The 17,505-nt window shown below is 60.4% G+C and carries 14 protein-coding genes; 4 read left to right on the top strand and 10 right to left on the bottom strand.

The features are described from left to right. Positions 1–99: 99 nt before the first annotated feature. The 5 genes from Q0D52_RS05445 to Q0D52_RS05425 are packed head-to-tail and all read right to left on the bottom strand — an operon-like array spanning position 100 to position 6,575. The gene (locus Q0D52_RS05445) at positions 100–1,365 is read right to left on the bottom strand and encodes an acetylornithine/succinylornithine family transaminase (RefSeq protein WP_294361502.1); all 1,266 of its coding nucleotides are present in this window, start codon (positions 1,363–1,365) and stop codon (positions 100–102) included. A gap of 33 nt (positions 1,366–1,398) precedes the next feature. Continuing rightward, complete coding sequence (gene argB / locus Q0D52_RS05440) at positions 1,399–2,397, bottom strand: acetylglutamate kinase (RefSeq protein WP_294361501.1); 999 nt, start codon at positions 2,395–2,397, stop codon at positions 1,399–1,401. Beyond that, positions 2,394–3,719 (bottom strand): bifunctional glutamate N-acetyltransferase/amino-acid acetyltransferase ArgJ, encoded by a 1,326-nt coding sequence (gene argJ, locus Q0D52_RS05435; protein ID WP_294380716.1) that lies wholly within the window; start codon positions 3,717–3,719, stop codon positions 2,394–2,396. Before argJ ends, argB begins: the two co-directional genes overlap by 4 nt. Positions 3,720–3,765: 46 nt before the next feature. Then, the gene (argC, locus tag Q0D52_RS05430; RefSeq protein WP_294361496.1) at positions 3,766–4,830 is read right to left on the bottom strand and encodes an N-acetyl-gamma-glutamyl-phosphate reductase; all 1,065 of its coding nucleotides are present in this window, start codon (positions 4,828–4,830) and stop codon (positions 3,766–3,768) included. Next, a complete protein-coding gene (locus Q0D52_RS05425) occupies positions 4,827–6,575 on the bottom strand; it encodes a nucleoside-diphosphate sugar epimerase/dehydratase (RefSeq protein WP_294380714.1) in 1,749 nt (582 codons plus the stop codon). The genes argC and Q0D52_RS05425 overlap by 4 nt, the downstream gene beginning before the upstream one ends. A 242-nt stretch (positions 6,576–6,817) precedes the next feature. On the opposite strand from Q0D52_RS05425, the gene Q0D52_RS05420 reads away from it, so the two are divergent. Further along, positions 6,818–8,128: a glutamate-cysteine ligase family protein gene (locus Q0D52_RS05420; RefSeq protein ID WP_294380712.1), complete on the top strand. Its 1,311-nt coding sequence runs from the start codon at positions 6,818–6,820 to the stop codon at positions 8,126–8,128. A 110-nt stretch (positions 8,129–8,238) separates the two neighbouring features. Then, positions 8,239–8,667, top strand: coding sequence for a peptidylprolyl isomerase (locus Q0D52_RS05415; RefSeq protein WP_294361476.1), 429 nt, complete (start codon positions 8,239–8,241; stop codon positions 8,665–8,667). Positions 8,668–8,732: 65 nt separating this feature from the next. Here Q0D52_RS05415 and Q0D52_RS05410 read toward each other — a convergent pair whose 3' ends face one another. The 5 genes from Q0D52_RS05410 to pheS all read right to left on the bottom strand — a co-directional run bounded on the left by Q0D52_RS05410 (position 8,733) and on the right by pheS (position 14,811). Continuing rightward, positions 8,733–9,356: a hypothetical protein gene (locus Q0D52_RS05410; protein ID WP_294380710.1), complete on the bottom strand. Its 624-nt coding sequence runs from the start codon at positions 9,354–9,356 to the stop codon at positions 8,733–8,735. 184 nt (positions 9,357–9,540) lie between these two features. Then, positions 9,541–9,927: a hypothetical protein gene (locus tag Q0D52_RS05405; protein WP_294361474.1), complete on the bottom strand. Its 387-nt coding sequence runs from the start codon at positions 9,925–9,927 to the stop codon at positions 9,541–9,543. 149 nt (positions 9,928–10,076) lie between these two features. Next, the gene (locus Q0D52_RS05400) at positions 10,077–10,961 is read right to left on the bottom strand and encodes a methionyl aminopeptidase (protein ID WP_294380708.1); all 885 of its coding nucleotides are present in this window, start codon (positions 10,959–10,961) and stop codon (positions 10,077–10,079) included. Positions 10,962–11,088: 127 nt separating this feature from the next. Beyond that, on the bottom strand, positions 11,089–13,584 hold the full coding sequence (gene pheT, locus Q0D52_RS05395; protein ID WP_294380706.1) for a phenylalanine--tRNA ligase subunit beta: 2,496 nt from the start codon (positions 13,582–13,584) through the stop codon (positions 11,089–11,091). Positions 13,585–13,728: 144 nt separating this feature from the next. Further along, positions 13,729–14,811 (bottom strand): phenylalanine--tRNA ligase subunit alpha, encoded by a 1,083-nt coding sequence (pheS, locus tag Q0D52_RS05390; RefSeq protein WP_294361468.1) that lies wholly within the window; start codon positions 14,809–14,811, stop codon positions 13,729–13,731. Between the two features lie 623 nt (positions 14,812–15,434). On the opposite strand from pheS, the gene Q0D52_RS05385 reads away from it, so the two are divergent. Further along, the gene (locus tag Q0D52_RS05385) at positions 15,435–16,595 is read left to right on the top strand and encodes an iron ABC transporter permease (RefSeq protein WP_294380686.1); all 1,161 of its coding nucleotides are present in this window, start codon (positions 15,435–15,437) and stop codon (positions 16,593–16,595) included. Further along, positions 16,595–17,416, top strand: coding sequence for an ABC transporter ATP-binding protein (locus Q0D52_RS05380; RefSeq protein ID WP_294380684.1), 822 nt, complete (start codon positions 16,595–16,597; stop codon positions 17,414–17,416). Before Q0D52_RS05385 ends, Q0D52_RS05380 begins: the two co-directional genes overlap by 1 nt. Positions 17,417–17,505: the final 89 nt, after the last annotated feature.

The following is a 17,505-nucleotide window of genomic DNA, read 5'->3' as shown; positions in this document are numbered from 1 at the left end:
CATCTCTTACATCAGTGTATCGCTACTTTGAAATCGTACCCGCACAGATGCCAAGGGTCCGCGTTGCAACGTGGACCCTTGGCAGGCGCCATGAAGCCGCTAGGCTTCGATCATCTGATTAAGACGCTCGACCATTACATCGATATCGCCCTTCTCGCACACCAACGGCGGGAGGAAACGCAGGGTATGGGCGCCCGTTGCATTGAGCAGAAGCCCCTTGCTCAGAGCCTTCTGAACCAAGGCAGGCGCATCGACCGATTCGTCAAGGTCGATGGCGTTCATAAGGCCGACGCCGCGAACCTCTTTGACCTTGGACACGCCGGCAAGCTGCTGACGCATATACTCGCCGGTTTCCTGCACATGCTGCTGAAAACCATCTGAGAGCGTGTTGAGCGTAGCCGTTGCTGCTGCAATGGCCAAGCAGCTACCGCCGAACGTGGTACCGTGGTCACCGGGCTGATACGCCATTGCGATATGGGCCGGCGCGGCACAGGCGCCCATAGGCATTCCGCTGGCGATACCCTTCGCCATGGTCACGATGTCGGGAGTAACCCCGAAATGCTGGAAGCCGAACGGAGTGCCGCAACGGAAGATTCCTGTTTGCACCTCGTCGCACACCATAAGGGCATTATGTTCCTTGGTGAGGTTGCGTACAGCCTCCATGAACTCCTTCGTGCATGGATGCACGCCGCTTTCGCCCTGGATGCACTCGAGCATAACGGCGCAGATATCCTGGCCCTGCTGCTCAAACAGGCGGGCAAGAGCCTCGACATCGTTGATGGGCGTGCTCACGAAACCACCGGGCAGCGGCTGGAACGCCTCCTGCTTCGCAGGCTGAGCAGTAGCTGCAAGCGTTGCAAGCGTTCGACCATGGAAGCTGCGGTCAAGAACCACGATGGTTCGCGGGGCGCTATCGAACGCCTGCTTGATTCGGGCATCATCCGCACCCGCGGCACGAGCGGCTTCTTCGGCGTTCTTGCGCGCATACAAGCGGGCAAGTTTGATGGCGCACTCGTTTGCCTCAGCTCCGGAGTTTGCGTAAAACGTCTGCCACGGCTCGGGGCTTGCCGGATCCCCGCCATTGAGCAGCTCGGAGATTTTACGGGAGAGCTCGCCGCGACCCTCGATGTAGTAGTAGTTGCTGACATGGATCAGACGCTCGGACTGATCTTGCAGGGCCTTGGTGATAGCAGGATGGCAATGGCCAAGGCTGCACACGCCGATACCCGCGATGAAATCGAGGTATGTATTGCCCTCGGCATCCTCGACCTCCATACCCTTGCCCGAAACGAGCTCGACAGGCTTGCGGGCAAAAGTATGCATAACGTACTGCGATTCCAGTTCCTGTTGTTGTTCTAGCGACATGCTATCAACTTCCTTCGTAAGGTAACGGTTGCTTTAATGCGCGGAAGAAGCTTGAAGAGAAGCCTTCTGAGCAGCTTCGACCTCTTCACGGTTCACCAGCAGCTTCGAAGCGAATTTACCCAGGGGGTGGCTGTCGAAGCGGTACGCTTCCTCAGTGGAATGCATGGTCGTACCGACGCCGGTGCTGGTAAGCATCTCAAGAAGCAGGGCGTGGGGTGTGGTTCCATTGATGATATGCGCGCGTTGCACACCGTTTTCCAGCGCATGGATGCACGACTTCAGCTTCGGGATCATGCCCGTGGACACTACGTTGTTCTCAACCATGTAGCGCGCCTCGAAAACGGTAAGGTTGGAAATAAGCGTGCCCTTGTCCTCGAAGTTCTCGTACAAACCATCGACATCGGTGAGGAACACCGCTTTGTGAGCGCCGATCGCCGCAGCGATATGGCCAGCGACCATGTCGGCGTTCACGTTATAGAAGCCGCCGTCCTCGCCGATGGCGACCGATGCGATGACCGGGATATAGTCAGATGCCACCAAATCATCGAGCAGAGGACGATTGATGCGCGTGATGTGCCCGACGCGCCCAAGGTCAGGGCTTGCCTGCTCGGCTACGATAACTCCGCCATCGGCACCGGAGACGCCCACGGCGAAATTTCCGTGCTGGTTCAGCGCCTCGACCAGCTCCTGGTTGACCTCGCCCATAAGGACGGTGCGAACCAGGTTCATGGCCTCAGGCGTGGTGACGCGCTGTCCGTCCTTGAACTCGACCGGGATCTCCATGAGGTCCATCGCCCTGGTGATAGCCTTACCGCCACCATGGACGATGACGGGGTTCACGCCGACGATTTTAAGCAGCACGATGTCGCTCATGACATCCGCGCGCAGCTTCTCGTCGACCATAGCCGATCCACCATATTTGATGACGACGGTTTTACCGGTAATGTTCTTAATCCACGGCAGCGCCTCTACGAGGATCTTAGCTGCCTCCGTTGATGCGCCATCGGGGCGCGTGTCCTTTGCGTACTTCATGAGCGGTAATCTCCATTGATAGTGACGTATTCGTGCGAAAAATCGCATGTCCACATAGTTGTCGAGCAGTTCCCTGCGCCAAGATCGACATCTATGACGACTTCGGGCTCCTCAAAGCGGCGAAGCGCCTCGTCCTCATCGAATTCAACGGTGAGGCCCTTTCGGCACACCGGAAGCCCCATGATATCGATGGCCACATCGCCTTGGGAAAAAGCCGCGCCGGACCTGCCGAGCGCTGCGGCGATGCGACCCCAATTCGCATCGTGCCCGTAAACCGCCGTTTTGACCAACGGCGAATTAGCGACGGTGCGGGCCGCTTTGTCTGCATCATCCGCATCTGCAGCCCCTGCCACGTTTACGGTGATGAGACGCGTAGCACCTTCGCCATCAACCGCCATCTCGCGGGCAAGCGCAATGCAGACGGTGCGCAGCGCGTTTTCGAATGCATCGAAAGCAGGCGTGCCGGGCTGCATGCACGCAGCGCCTTGCGGTGCCGCGGCACCGCTTGCCATGAGGAAGCATGAATCGTTCGTAGAGGTATCGGAATCGACAGTGACTTTGTTGAAGCTGATTCCAACCGCCTTCGAAAGAGCCTCGTGCAGATGATTCGAGGCAACGGGCGCATCAGTGGTGATGACGCTGATCATAGTGGCCATATTGGGCATGATCATGCCCGAACCCTTTGCCATGCCGCCCACCGTGAACACGCATCCGTCATAACCCAAGCCGTTACCGCTAAACGTCACAGCGAATTCCTTCGGCTTGGTATCCGTCGTCATGATGGCTCGAGCCGCATCGGCGCCTCCTGCGACGGACAATGCCGAGACGGCCGACGGCGCACCGCTTTCAAACGGCTCCATTTGCAGGTGCTGGCCGATAACGCCCGTCGAAGCCACCAAAACCTCTTGCACCGGACAGCCGAGCACGTCGGCGACGATGCCGGACGACTGGCGCGCCGTCTCAAGGCCCTTATCGCCGGTAGCCGCATTGGCGATGCCCGAATTAATTGCCACCGCACGTGCGGTGCCATACCCCACACCATCAAGATGCTCTTTAGACACCGTGACCGGAGCAGAGCAAAACACGTTTGTGGTGAACACCGCGGCGCACGCCGCCGGTTGATCGGCAGCAACTAACGCGAAGTCCAAACGTTTTGGGTCAGCGCGGAATCCCGCATGGATACCGCAAGCCTTGAAGCCCTTCGCCGAGGCAACGCCACCCGCCGGCAAAAACGGCAGATCCGCGTAGGAGTCGGCGGCGCTTGCGTTATGCAGGGGCTTCACCGCGTCCCCCTTAGACGCGGCGGAAACTGCATGAGTCATTTACGCCCTCCTTCTGAAACGCCCGCCGAAACGGCGGGCGGATTTGCTATACGGGAACCGCCACCTTATCAAGACCAAGGTCCTCCGGCAGCCCGAATACGATGTTAGCGCACTGAACGGCTTGATTAGCAGCGCCTTTGCAAAGATTGTCAATTGCCCCAACGGCGATGAGCATGCCAACCCGCTCGTTAACGGCAAGCCCGATATGGGCGCAATTCGTGCCCACGACAGAAGAGGTCTTAGGCATAACCCCTTGGTCGAGCACCGTTACGAACGCGCTGTTTTGGTAGAACTCCTTATAGCTCTCGATGATTTTCGCCACATCACGCGTTGCCCCGGTAGCCAAAGGCAGATTCACCGTAGACAAAAGACCTCGGTTCAGGGGCGCCAAGTGAGGAGTAAACACCAAGCGGTCGGAAACGCCCAGGATTTGCTCGATTTCAGGCGTATGGCGATGCGTTGCCACACCGTAAGCCTCGAGATTCTCATTAGCAAAGCAGAAATGGGTACGCGCCGTAGCCTTCTTGCCTGCGCCCGTGACGCCCGAAATGGCATCTACGACGATAGGGGCCTTATCATCGACAAGGCCAAGGCGCACGGCGGGCGCTGCGGCAAGCGTAGTTGCCGTAGGATAGCAACCGGCGCAACCGACGACGGCCCCCTTGCCTTCCTTGCGCTGCTGCGCCGCGGCGGCAAGCTCTTCGGGGAACAGCTCAGGCAAGCCGAAGGCAGCACGCTTAAGCAGCTCGGTTTGAGTATGAGGAACTTTGTACCACTGCTCGTAAACCGCAGGGTCTTTCAAGCGGAAGTCGGCGGAGAGATCGACCACCACGCCTCCGCGATCGACGATGCGAGGGGCCATTGCCATTGCCGCGGTATGGGGCACGGCCAGGAACACGACATCGCACTGATCGAGAACGGGATCATCGTGCCTGGAGAAAGCAAGCTCGGTAGCTCCCGTAAAGCAAGGGTATTCCTTAGCCACGGGGGTTCCGGCAAGCTCATTGGAGGTAACAGCGACCAATTCGAACTCGGGATGCCGCAGCGCAACTCGGACCAGCTCTATACCAGCAAAGCCGGCTGCACCGACAATACCGCATTTGATGCTCATACTATGCCCTTCCCATTCGAGGTGTAATGGTACGTTGGGACCGCCTGTTCAAGCATGCGAATAGCTTCCCCATCGGTTGCCGAAAGCGCGTTTTCCAACTCATCGAGCTTCGAGGCAACCTGATCATAGCTGATTTCCTGGCCCGTGGAGATCATGATGGACTGGTTATCGGTGGGAAGCGTGCTCTCCTCGTCCATGAGCAGTTCCTCATACATCTTCTCACCTTCACGCAGACCCGTAAACTCTATTTTGATATCCACGTCCGGCGTAAGGCCTTGCAGTTGGATAAGGCCCTTTGCCAAATCGACGATTTTAACGGGTTCGCCCATATCCAAAATAAAGATCTCGCCGCCATGGGCCATGCCACCCGCTTGGATAACCAACCGCGACGCCTCGGGGATGGTCATGAAGAAACGCTCGATATCCGGATGCGTGACGGTAACGGGTCCGCCAGCGGCGATTTGACGCCGGAAGACGGGGATCACGCTGCCATTCGAGCCGAGCACGTTGCCGAAACGAACCGCAGTGAAAATTGTTTTGGAGGTACGCGCATAATACTGCACGATCATTTCGCCCATGCGCTTGGTGGCGCCCATGACGCTGGTGGGATTAACCGCCTTGTCTGTGGAAATGAAAATGAATCGTGCGGCACCGTAAGCATCGGCGGCGCGAACGGCGTTCAACGTGCCGAACACGTTGTTGTGAACCGCCTCACGCGGGCAATGCTCCATAAGGGGCACGTGCTTATGGGCGGCCGCATGAAACACTGCACCCGGACGATACTTTGCGAATACCTCGTTAACGCGCTCTTTGTCGCACACGTTGCCGATCTCGATAACGATATCGATGTCGTCGTATTCGGACAGAAGTTCGTTGCGAAGCATATACGCATCGTTTTCGTATATGTCGAAGATGACGATGCGAGCAGGCGCCACCGTGCACAACTGACGACACAGCTCGCTTCCAATGGAGCCGCCGCCACCGGTAACCAATACGGTTTCACCCGCGATATAGCCGGAAACTGCGCGAGTGTTCAACACGATCTCCTCGCGACCAAGCAGGTCGGCCACATCAACGTCTCGCAAGCTTACATCCCCGATTTCGTCGAGAGACAGGGCGCGAACATTAGGCAACGTACGCAAACGGCAATCTGTTTTCGTGCATTCACCGTAAATGCGCTTGCGCTCCTCAGGCGTGGACGAGGGGATGGCGACGACGATCTGCTCGATATCGTAACGATCTACCAAATCGACGATATCAGAGGTTCCGCCAGAGACCTTCACGCCATGGATGCGCTGGCCGCGCTTGGCGGGATCGTCGTCGGTGGCAACGATGGGGATACCGGGCATGAGCGGGTCTTTCGATGCCATACGCCCGATTGCCAGCGAGCCCGTCTCACCCGCGCCGACCACCAGCGTACGCGGTCGGTCGCACGTGCGTTGCGACGAAGCGATGGCCCTTCCCTTCTGACGCATGAAGCGGAACACGAAGCGGATGCCGCCCATAAAGAAGATCAGAAGGAAGCAGGAAACGACGAATACCCTGATGGGAAGCCGAGTACCGATGATCCACAGAAACACGGCGCCGCCCAGCGTGCCGAGCACGGTTGCGCCGACGATTTGAATAACCTCATCGATGCTGGCGTATTCCCATAAGTTGTTGTACAGACGAAACGTTGCCAATACCACAACGTTGATAAACGCGAGAATGCCCAAAACGAAGTAAATCTCGTTATTGACGAACACTTCTCCCTTAACGTTGGTGAGGATTGATGCAAGCCAATACGACAGATACGTGGCAATGATGTCGAGCAGCAACAAAAGCGCTGTTCTTTTTGTGATATGCACGTCCAAACCCGGCCCCGTCTTCATCTTCAAATAGAACAGTTCATAGTGTCAGATTACCTACAAAGGCTGCCGACTGAAGGCCTATTGTAGCCAAACTGGCGTATGATTGCAGCGATATTACCGGCCAAGGAGCTTGTTACATGAATATTCCAGCCCCCGAAAACCATACGGACGTCGCCGGCGGCGACGCTTCCCAACCTGCCCGCAAACGCAATATCGAAGCGTTGACCGCCTTTTTCCGAAGCGGCATCAAGCCTGCTGGATCGCACGGGAAACTGGGCATCGAGCTGGAGCAGACCATCGTATGCTCTGACGGATCCCCCGTTTCGTACAGCGAGGAAAACGGCGTTGCGCACCTGCTTGAACAGCTACGCGAGTTCTATCCGCAAGCAACCGTGGACGAGGAAGGCGACCTTCTTGGCGTAGCTCGCCCGGGAGAGGCGATCACCATCGAGCCTGCCGCTCAAATCGAATTGTCGGCAGGTCCGTTCGATGACTTGCAAAAGGCAGCGAAGACATTTGCCGCATACCGGCAGATGCTTGACGACATGCTTGCCCCCAAAGGCATGCACGTGGTGGCGCAAGGCTACCACCCCACCGCTACGGCACGTAGCTTGGATTTGATACCCAAGCGCCGTTACGCGTTCATGAACCGATACCTTAGCGCCAAGGATATCTACGGCCCCTGCATGATGCGAGGCAGCGCGTCGACGCAGATTTCCATCGACTACACAAGCGAGCAGGATTGCCTCCGTAAAATGAGGATCGCCTATGCGCTTACCCCGATTCTAAGTCTGATCTGCGACAATTCGCCGGTATTCGAAGGCAAGCCCCGGCCCCATAAGCTCATGAGAACCGACATTTGGCGTCACACCGACAACGACCGTTGCGGCCTTGTGCCCGGCGCGCTTTCAAGCGGCTTCAAGTTCGAAGATTACGCAAAGTACGTGTTGGACACGCCCGCCATAGTGGCTCCAGACGAAAACGAGGGTTGGCGCTACTGCGAACAGACCTTCGGACAGCTGTACGCCGACAAGCCGATGACCCAAAAGCAGGTCGAGCACGCGGTTTCCATGCAATTCCCTGACGTGCGACTGAAAACATACTTGGAGATTCGCCCGGCAGATTCTATGCCCATCCCCTATGTAATCGCCTACGCCGCCCTTATCAAAGGCTTGTTCTACAACGAAGGCTGTCTACAGCAGCTTGAAGCCCTTTTCGCCGATGTGGACGCCAACGCATTCGAGATGGCAAAAGATGCCTTGATGGAACACGGCTACGACGCTCATGTTTACGGGATGCCGGTGGCCGACCTGTGCGATCGCGTTATCAAGCTGGCTGAAAGCAGCCTGAATCCCGATGACCGTGCACTTCTCGAACCTCTTTCCAGCCTTGTGGAACAACAGACCACGCTTGCGGACCTGGCGGAGAAAGGCGCCGGACGGGCATAAAGCAACGGCACGGGAACTTTTCGCGGTTCCCGTGGCATTGCCGAGCCCGGCTTCAGGTTTGTCGGGTAGACTTAACCGAGCAAAACACCCATACGACAGGAGACGTTTCGATGAGCAACAAAGGCAAAAAGGTCAAGGTTCATTACACCGGCACGCTGGATGACGGCACGAAGTTCGACTCTTCCCTGGATCGCGGCGAGCCCCTGGAGTTCACGTGCATGGCTGGGCAGATGATTCCCGGCTTCGATGCAGCCGTCGAGCTTATGGAGCAAGGCGAGACCAAAACCGTGCACATCCCCGCCGCCGACGCATACGGCGAGCGCAACGAAGAGCTGGTGCAGCGCATCCCCTTGGATCAGATTCCCAACGGCGACGAGCTTCCCGTCGGTCAGACGGTGTACATGCAAAGCGGCGATGGCCAGGTCTTCCCCGTCTTCGTGCAGTCGATCGAGGATGGCGTGGTGACTTTCGACATGAACCATGAGCTGGCTGGCAAGGACCTTAACTTCGAGATCACGCTGGTTGAGATCGAAGGCTAGTCGACAGTTTCGTTTTCAAGGTACCTGGGGCCGCTCATTCGAGCGGCCCTTTTCGTTGCGGGCGCCTATGCCGCCCGCAACCGGCTCATCAGGTTTTCAACCCTGTTGAGAAAATCCCCCTCGCAAGTCTGATTAAGCCTTTCAACCCTGGCGATGAGGCGTTCTTGACATGCTTCCTCCAAGGCATCCGGAACATACAAACCCATGGACGCGGCGCGCACCGCCGCAAGCCTGCTAACGGAATCAGCCGAAGGAAAGGCGTCTTCGCAGCTTGCAAATGAGCAATCGCAGCGGGGCAGAGATTGCGCACACGCCTTAGAAGGAGAGCTTTTCGAGGAGGCATCAAAAGCCCCGAAACCTGATTCTTCTTGCCGAGATACCGGCGCTTGATGCGTCAGATGCCAGAACGCGTTTGCAAGGACCATGTAGCGCTCGCAGCAATCCCAAGGACCCTCAAGCCATACGCGATACGAAAGAGCCTGCGACCAGGGGACGCAGCCGAACGGATGCGCACCTCCCGCGGCCTCTTGCCGCGCCGCGCCCGCAGACAGATCGACCACGCGCGCTTGCACCATACGCTCGATGCTCGCTCGACCCCGCCTTGCGTGCACGACGAAACGCTCTTCGGGGAATATGCACAGGGTTTTCCCGGCTTTTCGTTTCACCGCGCAATCGAGCATGACGTCCAAAGCACGGGCCATGCGCTTACGGGCAACGCGCCGTTGCTGCGGAGCCGCCTGGCCCCACCCCGGCAAACGGCACGCATAACCCTGTTCAACCATGGAAAGCAGCGTTTCCCTGTCGCAGCACAGCAAGGCATCCTGCAACGTTGGCACCTGCTTTCGAGACACCGACTGCGCATCCCAGAGCAGATCAGAACACAACATGGCCAACCTCCTGCACGAGAGATACGGCATCGGCGCAATCCATGACGCATGCGCATCGGAGGGGAAACGCACCCGGCAAAACCTGATCGAGGGCAGACTCGTACTCGCTTCGATCGAATTCCGACCAACCAGCGACGTTATCGACATCGTATCGCCCCCGAAAAACGCCCTGTTCAAACAATTGATATTCCACTGATTCGAGCGCATCCCGCAGCTGACAGAGCGGAAGCGCCGCCAAAACGACCAATGCACCTGGTTGCGCGCAGCAAGACATAGACCCGTTACCGGACATGGCAAACACCTTCTTCGATTGTTCCAAATACGGAGAGGATCTTGCAAGCGTGGAACGGGCAGCGAGGAACACCGCTGCCATCTACGGACGACCTTGGAAGGAGGCGCTTGCACTGGCTCTAATGTGTTGACGGGAGTATAGCACAGTTTCGTACACATGTTCGTTATTTAGTCGAAAAAAATCCCGGCAGGAGGGGCGTGATCGCCCGATTCCCCTACCGGGATGAAGGATTACCAGCTCAGAAGCTCATAACCGGTTTCAGTGACCACCAGCTGCACTTCCCACTGCGCAGAGGGCTTGCGATCGGCGGTGCGCACGGTCCACCCATTGGGATCGGCCATGTCGATTTTGTGGCCTCCCATATTGATCATGGGCTCGATGGTGAAGCAGCAACCCGGCGCCAGCACCATGCCCGTTCCGGGTTCGGACACGTGGCTGACGAAGGGGTCTTCATGGAACTCCAGGCCGATACCGTGACCGCCGAACTCGCGCACCACCGAGAAGCCTTGCGCATGCGCGTATTCATGCACCGCAGCACCCACATCGCCGAGCAGGCCCCACGGCTTCACCGCGGCAAGACCGGCCTCCAACGCTTTCTTGGTCTCTTCCACCAGACGGCGCTTCTCATCGGACACCTCGCCGATGCAGAACATGCGCGAGGAGTCGGAGTAATAGCCGTCAAGGATGGTGGAGCAGTCGACGTTGACGATATCGCCGTCTTTCAGCACGTCATCGGGCGACGGGATGCCGTGGCAGACCACCTCGTTGATGGACGTGCAGACGCTTTTCGGATAACCCTCATAATCAAGGTCGGCCGGGATACCGCCATGCTCGACGGTGTAATCGTAGATCCACTTGTCGATTTCCTCAGTAGTGACGCCTGCGCCGATGCGCTCGGCCACAAGGTCCAGCACGCCGATGTTGATGGCGGCGCTTTTCTTGATGCCCTCGATCTCCTCCGGCGTTTTCAGCAGGCTGCGCTGCGGGACCTCGAAGCCCTGCTCGTAAAGGCTTTGCAAGCGCTCGTCGAAATCGAGGTGGCACTTCTTGTATTTCCGCCCGCTGCCGCACCAGCATTCGTCGTTGCGACCGGGGCTTTTCAGATTATCGTACATACCGCATCCTTTCGTTTGCGCCCTATTGTAGCGCTGTTAGCCTTGGCTAAGTCACAGAATCCGCCCGAAACAAGGAAACCGCCGGGCATGGACTCGGCGGCTTCCTTTGACGCGTAGGCTGATCGTTTTACGCGCGGACCTCGGCGCCGGTGGCGCCGCAAACCTTCTTCACCAGCTTTGCGTGGGCCTTATCAACCTCTTCGCTGGTAAGCGTGCGATCGGCGGCGCGATACGTCAGCGCGTACGCCATGGACTTCTTGCCCTGGCCGATACGCTCGGAATCGCGATACACGTCGAACAGGCGAACCTCGGCCAGCAGCTTACCGCCCGCAGACGACATGCACTGCTCCAGACGCTCGTGCGTCACGTCCTCGTCGACCACGAACGCCTGGTCGATGGAAACAGCCGGGAACGTGGGCACGTCGACGTAGTCGCGCGCGGGGCGGCAGGCCTTGGCGAGCGCCTCGACGTCCAGCTCGAAGGCGACCACGGGCGCCTGCGCATCGTAAGCGGCGCAAGCCAACGGATGCAGCTCGCCCACCCAGCCGAGCACCGTGCCGCCGGAGAGCACCTGGGCGGCGCGGCCGGGCTGCAGATGCGGGGCTTCCTGCGCGGCCAGCGCCTTGCAGCGGACCTTCGGGATGGCCAGCTCGCGCATCAGGTTCTCCACAACGCCCTTGCCATCGAAGAAGTCGAACGCCGCAGGCTGCACGTTCCAGGCCGCATCGCCGAACGCGCCCGCCATGACGCCGGCCAGACGGCGGCGCTCCTTGGGCTGCTTCTTGCCTTCGTGGGCAAAGAACACCATGCCCTGCTCGTAGAGCTGGATGTTCTTCACGCCGCGAGCCTGGTTGTGCGCCACCGAGCGCAAAAGACCCGGGATGATGCTCTGGCGCATGACCGACTGGTCGGAGTTCATGGGGTTGATAAGCTCCACGGGGTCACCCAACCCCTCGACGGGCATGCGCAGACGCTCGAGCTCGGTGGGCTCGGCGAAGGAGTACGTCATGGTCTCGTTCAGGCCCGATGCGGTCATGGTGCAGTTGACGGTATCCAGCACGTGCTCCATATGGGAACGCACGCCAAAGCGGCCGCGGCCGCCGGGAAGCGTCTCGGGGATGAGGTCCATGCCGTACAGGCGCAGCACCTCCTCGTACAGGTCGATCTCGCGCGGCAAGTCGGGGCGGAACGTGGGGGAAACCACGTCCAGCACGTCCTCGTCGGCGGTGTTCTCGACCTTGCAGCCCAAACGCTCAAGGATCTCGACGATGAACTCGCGCGGGATTTGGGCGCCCATCATGGAACGGAAGCGCGGGATGCGGAACTTCAGCTGCGCGGCGGTGCTGGGCTCGGGCCAGACATCGATGATGCCTTGGTCGTTGGCAGCGGCGGCGCTCACGGTGCCGCCGGCGACCTCCACGATGAGCGCGGCAGCGGCAGCGGAACGCGCCTCGATGCCGTAATCATCGACGCCGCGCTCGTAGCGCATGGAGCTTTCGCTGATAAGCCCGAGGTTGCGGCTGGTGCGGCTGGTGCGGCCCGCCTCGAACGTGGCGGCTTCCAGCAGGATGTTCACCGTATCGTCGGTCACCTCGGTGTCAAGGCCGCCCATGACGCCCGCCAGGGCCACCGCGCCCTGCTCGGGGGTGGAGATGACGGTCATGTCGCTGGTAAGGGTGCGCTTCTCGCCGTCGAGCGTGGTCAGCGGCTCGCCGTCCTGCGCGGCACGCACCACGATGTGCGCACGGCCATCGGCGTTCTTCAGCTTGTCCAGGTCGAACGCGTGCAGCGGCTGGCCGAACTGGAACAGGATGTAGTTCGTGACGTCCACGATATTGTTGACGGAGCGCTGGCCGATGGCCGCAAGGCGCTCGACCATCCAGTCGGGGCTGGGGCCCACCTTGCAGCCGCGGATGACGCGCGCCGTGTAGCGCGGGCAGCGCTTGGCATCCTCGACCGTGATCTGGACCTCTTCGTCGACAGGGGTTGCGGAGGCGTCGAGCTGGAGCTTGGCGGCCATTTCCGCCAGCGGGTCGTTCCAGTCGCGACGATACATCGCGCCCACCTCGCGGGCCAGACCGGCGATGGAGAGGCTGTCGGGGCGGTTCGGGGTGATCTCCAGGTCGAGCACGGTGTCGGTCAGGCCGGCGTATTCGGCGAACGGCACGCCCACCGGTGCATCTTCGGGCAAGATCATGATGCCGTCGTGGTCGCCGCTTAAGCCGAGCTCGCGCGCGGAGCAGTTCATGCCGAAGCTGGCGACGCCGCGAAGCTTGGACTTCTTGATCTTCACGTCGCCGGGCAGCTCCGCGCCCACCATAGCGGTGACGATATGGTCGCCCTCGTTGAAGTTCTGAGCGCCGCAGACGATCTGCAGCGGCTCGGGGTTGCCTTCCTTGTCGACGTTGAGCCCGCCCACGTCGACCGAGCACACCCACATATGATCGGAATCGGGATGGTGCTCCTTTTTGAGCACCTTGGCGGTTACAACGTGGTCGAACGCGGCGCCGAGCGTCTCAACGCCCTCCACGCCCGTTCCCGTAAGGTCGAGCTTGTCGCAGAACGCCTTGATGTCCGTAGGGACCTCAACGTATTCGTTCAGCCATTTCAGCGATACTTTCATGACATTCTCTTTCTATGACATCGGCCAAAGCCGATGAAAGTCAGTGGGACGGCCGAGCTTGCCGGGGTCGGCCTGGATGACGAAGCGCGCCGTATCGACCGCCTGCGCCCCCGAGCGGCTTCGGCCGCCGTCGAGCAGACGGGGCTAGAACTGGCGAAGGAAGCGCATATCGCCCTCGAGCAGCATGCGCAGGTCGGGGACGTTGTACTTCAAGCACGCAACGCGCTCGACGCCCACGCCGAACGCGAAACCCGAATACTCCTCCGGATCGATGCCCGACATGCTGAGCACGTTGGGGTCGACCATGCCGCAACCCAAGATCTCCAGCCAGCCCGTGCCCTTGCACATGCGGCAGCGCTCGCCGTCGTGCAGATGACCCGTGCCGCCGCACACGCCGCAGCTGACGTCGGCCTCGGCGGAAGGCTCGGTGAACGGGAAGTAATGGGCGCGGAAGCGCGTCTTGCGATCGGGACCGAACATCTGCTTGCAGAAGTAGTCCAGCGTGCCCTTCAGATCGCCGAACGAGATGCCCTTGTCGATGACCAGGCCCTCGATCTGCGTGAACTGCGGCAGATGACTGGGGTCGGCGACGTCGCGACGATACACCTTACCCGGGGCGATGATGTAGATAGGCGGCTTCTGCTGCTCCATGACGTGTACCTGCACGCCGGAGGTCTGCGTGCGCAGCAGCACCTTGGACTCGCCGCGCACCGCGGACTCCTCGCCGGAGCGGTCGACCACGTAGAAGGTGTCCTGCATGCTGCGGCTAGGATGGTCGGCCGGAGCGTTGAGCGCCTCGAAGTTATAGTAGTCGGTTTCCACCTCGGGACCTTGGGCCACGGTATAGCCCAAGCCCAGGAAGATCTCGGAGATCTGGTCGGTGATGGCGTTGATGAGATGGCGCGTGCCCACCTGCTGGCCGCGGCCCGGCAGCGTGACGTCGACGGCCGCCGCGTCGATGGCAGCCTCGAGCTCCTTGGCGGCAAGCGCACGCTTGCGCTCCTCGAGCGCCGCCTCCACGGCGCCGCGCACCTCGTTCACCGTTTTGCCCACGGCAGCGCGCTCCTCCTTCGCCACCTGGCCCATGCCGCGCAGGTAACCCGTCAGCGTGCCGGCCTTGCCCAGCACCGCCACGCGCACCTCCTCGAGCGCGGAAGTGTCCGCAGCCTGTTCGATGGCGGCCAGCGTGCTCGTGCGCAACGCCGACAGCTCGTCCACGATTGCCATGTGTCCGATCCTTTCCACATTTGCCGATGGCCGCCGGATGCGGCCAATAAAAAAGAGCCCTCTTCGCCTATGGCCTGGGATGACCCAGCCCAAGGACGAGAGAAGGCTCTCGCGGTACCACCTTGGTTGACGAACGCGCACCTGCGCGAACCGCCCGCTTCATTCGCCCCGATAACGGAAGGCCGCCGCCATGGCCTACTAAAACGTCCGCGCTTGCCGCGCCCCGCTTTCAGCCATGATGCTCGGAAGGGAATCAGCGCGCTTGCCGTCCGGGTCCTTTCAGCCGATGAGACCCGTCTCTGCCGACCGCGATAATGCGCGCCGCTGTCTTCGTCCATGCATGTGCTTACGGAGTATACCGCAAAGCGCACGGAAACAGCGCCAACTTCACACCCCGCGCATGCGCAGCTTGTGCAAGGAGCGTCCAGCCGGAGCGCTCGCCCATCGCCTCGTCGCCGCCATCGGCCAGCTCCCGCTCGCCCGCAAATCCAAACCGGTCGTCTATATGTTGACATCTTGTTATTTATCCTTGCATGAGGTTATTTGCATATTGCAATAATTATTCATAGTCCTACACTTCGGTATTCGTTCAAGGCTATCTGGAAGCGAATAGAGGTGAAGCCATGACGATGCAGTTATCCGATGGCTTCTTCGAGGTCGAATCATCATCGGCCTCGAAGAAGCCATCCGAAAGCGTTGCGGAACCGAGCGCCTGCGAGGCAGCGCCGGCAAAAGACCCGCGAAACGGCCTGACGGCATACGCCGCGCGGGGAAGGCGAAACGCCGCGGCTGCAGCCATCTGCTGCGCCGCACTCCTTGCGCTGCTCATCGCAGCGCTTGGCGCCGGGCGCGCCGGCGTGGCTCCCGGCGACGTGGTGGGCATCCTGGCCGACCGGTTCCTTGGCGTGAACGGCCATTTCTCCGACATGGCGACCAACATCGTGCTGAACGTGCGACTGCCGCGCGTCACGGCCGCGCTTCTCATCGGCGCGGCGCTGGCCATATCGGGCGCAAGCTACCAAGGCGTGTTCAAGAACCCCATGGTCTCGCCCGACATCTTGGGCGCATCCGCGGGTGCTTCGTTCGGCGCGGCATTGGCACTGCTATGGAGCTTCGACAACCGCGCCGTGCAGATCATGGCGTTCGCCATGGGCTTCGTGGCCGTGGCGCTGACGTACTTCAGCGCGCGCAGCATCGGCCGCGGAGCGAACCAGATCTTGTTGCTGGTGCTATGCGGCCTGATCGTGGGCACGCTGTTCCAGGCGTTCGTCTCCGCCATCAAATACACCGCCGACCCCGATTCGAAGCTGCCCGAGATCACTTACTGGCTGATGGGCAGCATAGCGAAGATCACCTGGGACGACCTAAAGCTGTTCCTTATCCCCTTCGTGCTAGGCAGCATTCCTTTGCTCGCCTTGCGATGGCAGCTGAACGCGCTATCGTTCGGCGACGAGGAGGCACAGGCCATGGGCGTGAACACCTCGCTTCTGCGCGGCGTCTGCATCGCATGCGCAACGCTGCTCACCTCGGCGGTCGTCGCCGTTGCCGGCGTCGTCGGATGGGTCGGGCTCATCATCCCGCACATTGTGCGATTCCTGGTCGGCCCCGATAACCGCATCGTCTTGCCGCTGTCGCTTGTCGTGGGAGCCGCGTTCATGATCGCCGTCGACACCGCCTGCCGCACGTTCATGGCCTCCGAGATCCCGCTCGGCATCCTCACCTCCATCATCGGCGCGCCGTTCTTCTTCGCCATCCTGCTGAAAACGCGGAAGGGGGTCCGCTGATGGCCCAATCCGGATGCACCTGCACGCCAGGCGAGCGCCACGTTCTTGAAGCTATCAACCTGACCTGCGGATATAAGGGAAAGCCCGTGCTCGAGCATGTTTCGCTCTCCGCGGAAAGCGGGCGGGTGACCTGTCTGCTCGGCCCGAACGGCGTAGGCAAGACCACGTTGTTCAAAACGCTGCTCGGCCTGCTTCCTCCCCTGTCGGGCGAAGTGCGCATCGACGGCATCCCGCGCAACAGCCTTTCGCGCAAGCAGTTCGCGCGCAAGGTCACCTATGTGCCGCAAACCCATGAGCCGCCGTTTTCCTACCCGGTGCTCGACATGGTCCTGACCGGCTGCATTTCGCACCTAGGACCGCTTGAATCCCCGAGCCGTGAAGACCTTGCCCGCGCCGCCGAGGCGCTTCGCACCCTTGGCATCGAGCACCTGGCGAACCGCTCCTACACCGAGATCTCGGGCGGAGAGCAGCAGATGGCGCTCATCGCCCGCGCGCTCATGCAGAATGCGCGCATCCTCATGATGGACGAGCCCACCGCCGCGCTCGATTTCGGCAACCAGGTCGCCGTGCTGCAGTGCATCAAGGGCATGGCGGGACGCGGGCACGGCATCATCATGACCTCGCACAACCCCGATCACGCTTTCTTGTGCTGCTCGGACGCCATATTGATCACCCCCGACGGCACGGTGTCGTCGGGCGCGGTGGACGACGTGGTGACCGAGGCGAACCTGCGGCGCGCCTACGGCATCGACGTGCGCATCGCCGAAGCCCCCGGCGCCGACGGCGGACCGGTGAAAACCTGTGTGCCCACGCTGACGTAGCGTCCGCGAAGCGCTTCCGGATGCGCACGCATCGACCGAGCACGACCAGCCTATTCGGCATCATCCGTTCACGCGGTATGCATATATGT

The sequence above is a fragment of the uncultured Senegalimassilia sp. genome (assembly GCF_934630535.1).
Lineage (GTDB): Bacteria > Actinomycetota > Coriobacteriia > Coriobacteriales > Eggerthellaceae > Senegalimassilia.
The sequence above is the reverse complement of the archived record's forward strand: the minus strand, read 5'-3'. Positions and strand labels throughout refer to the sequence as shown.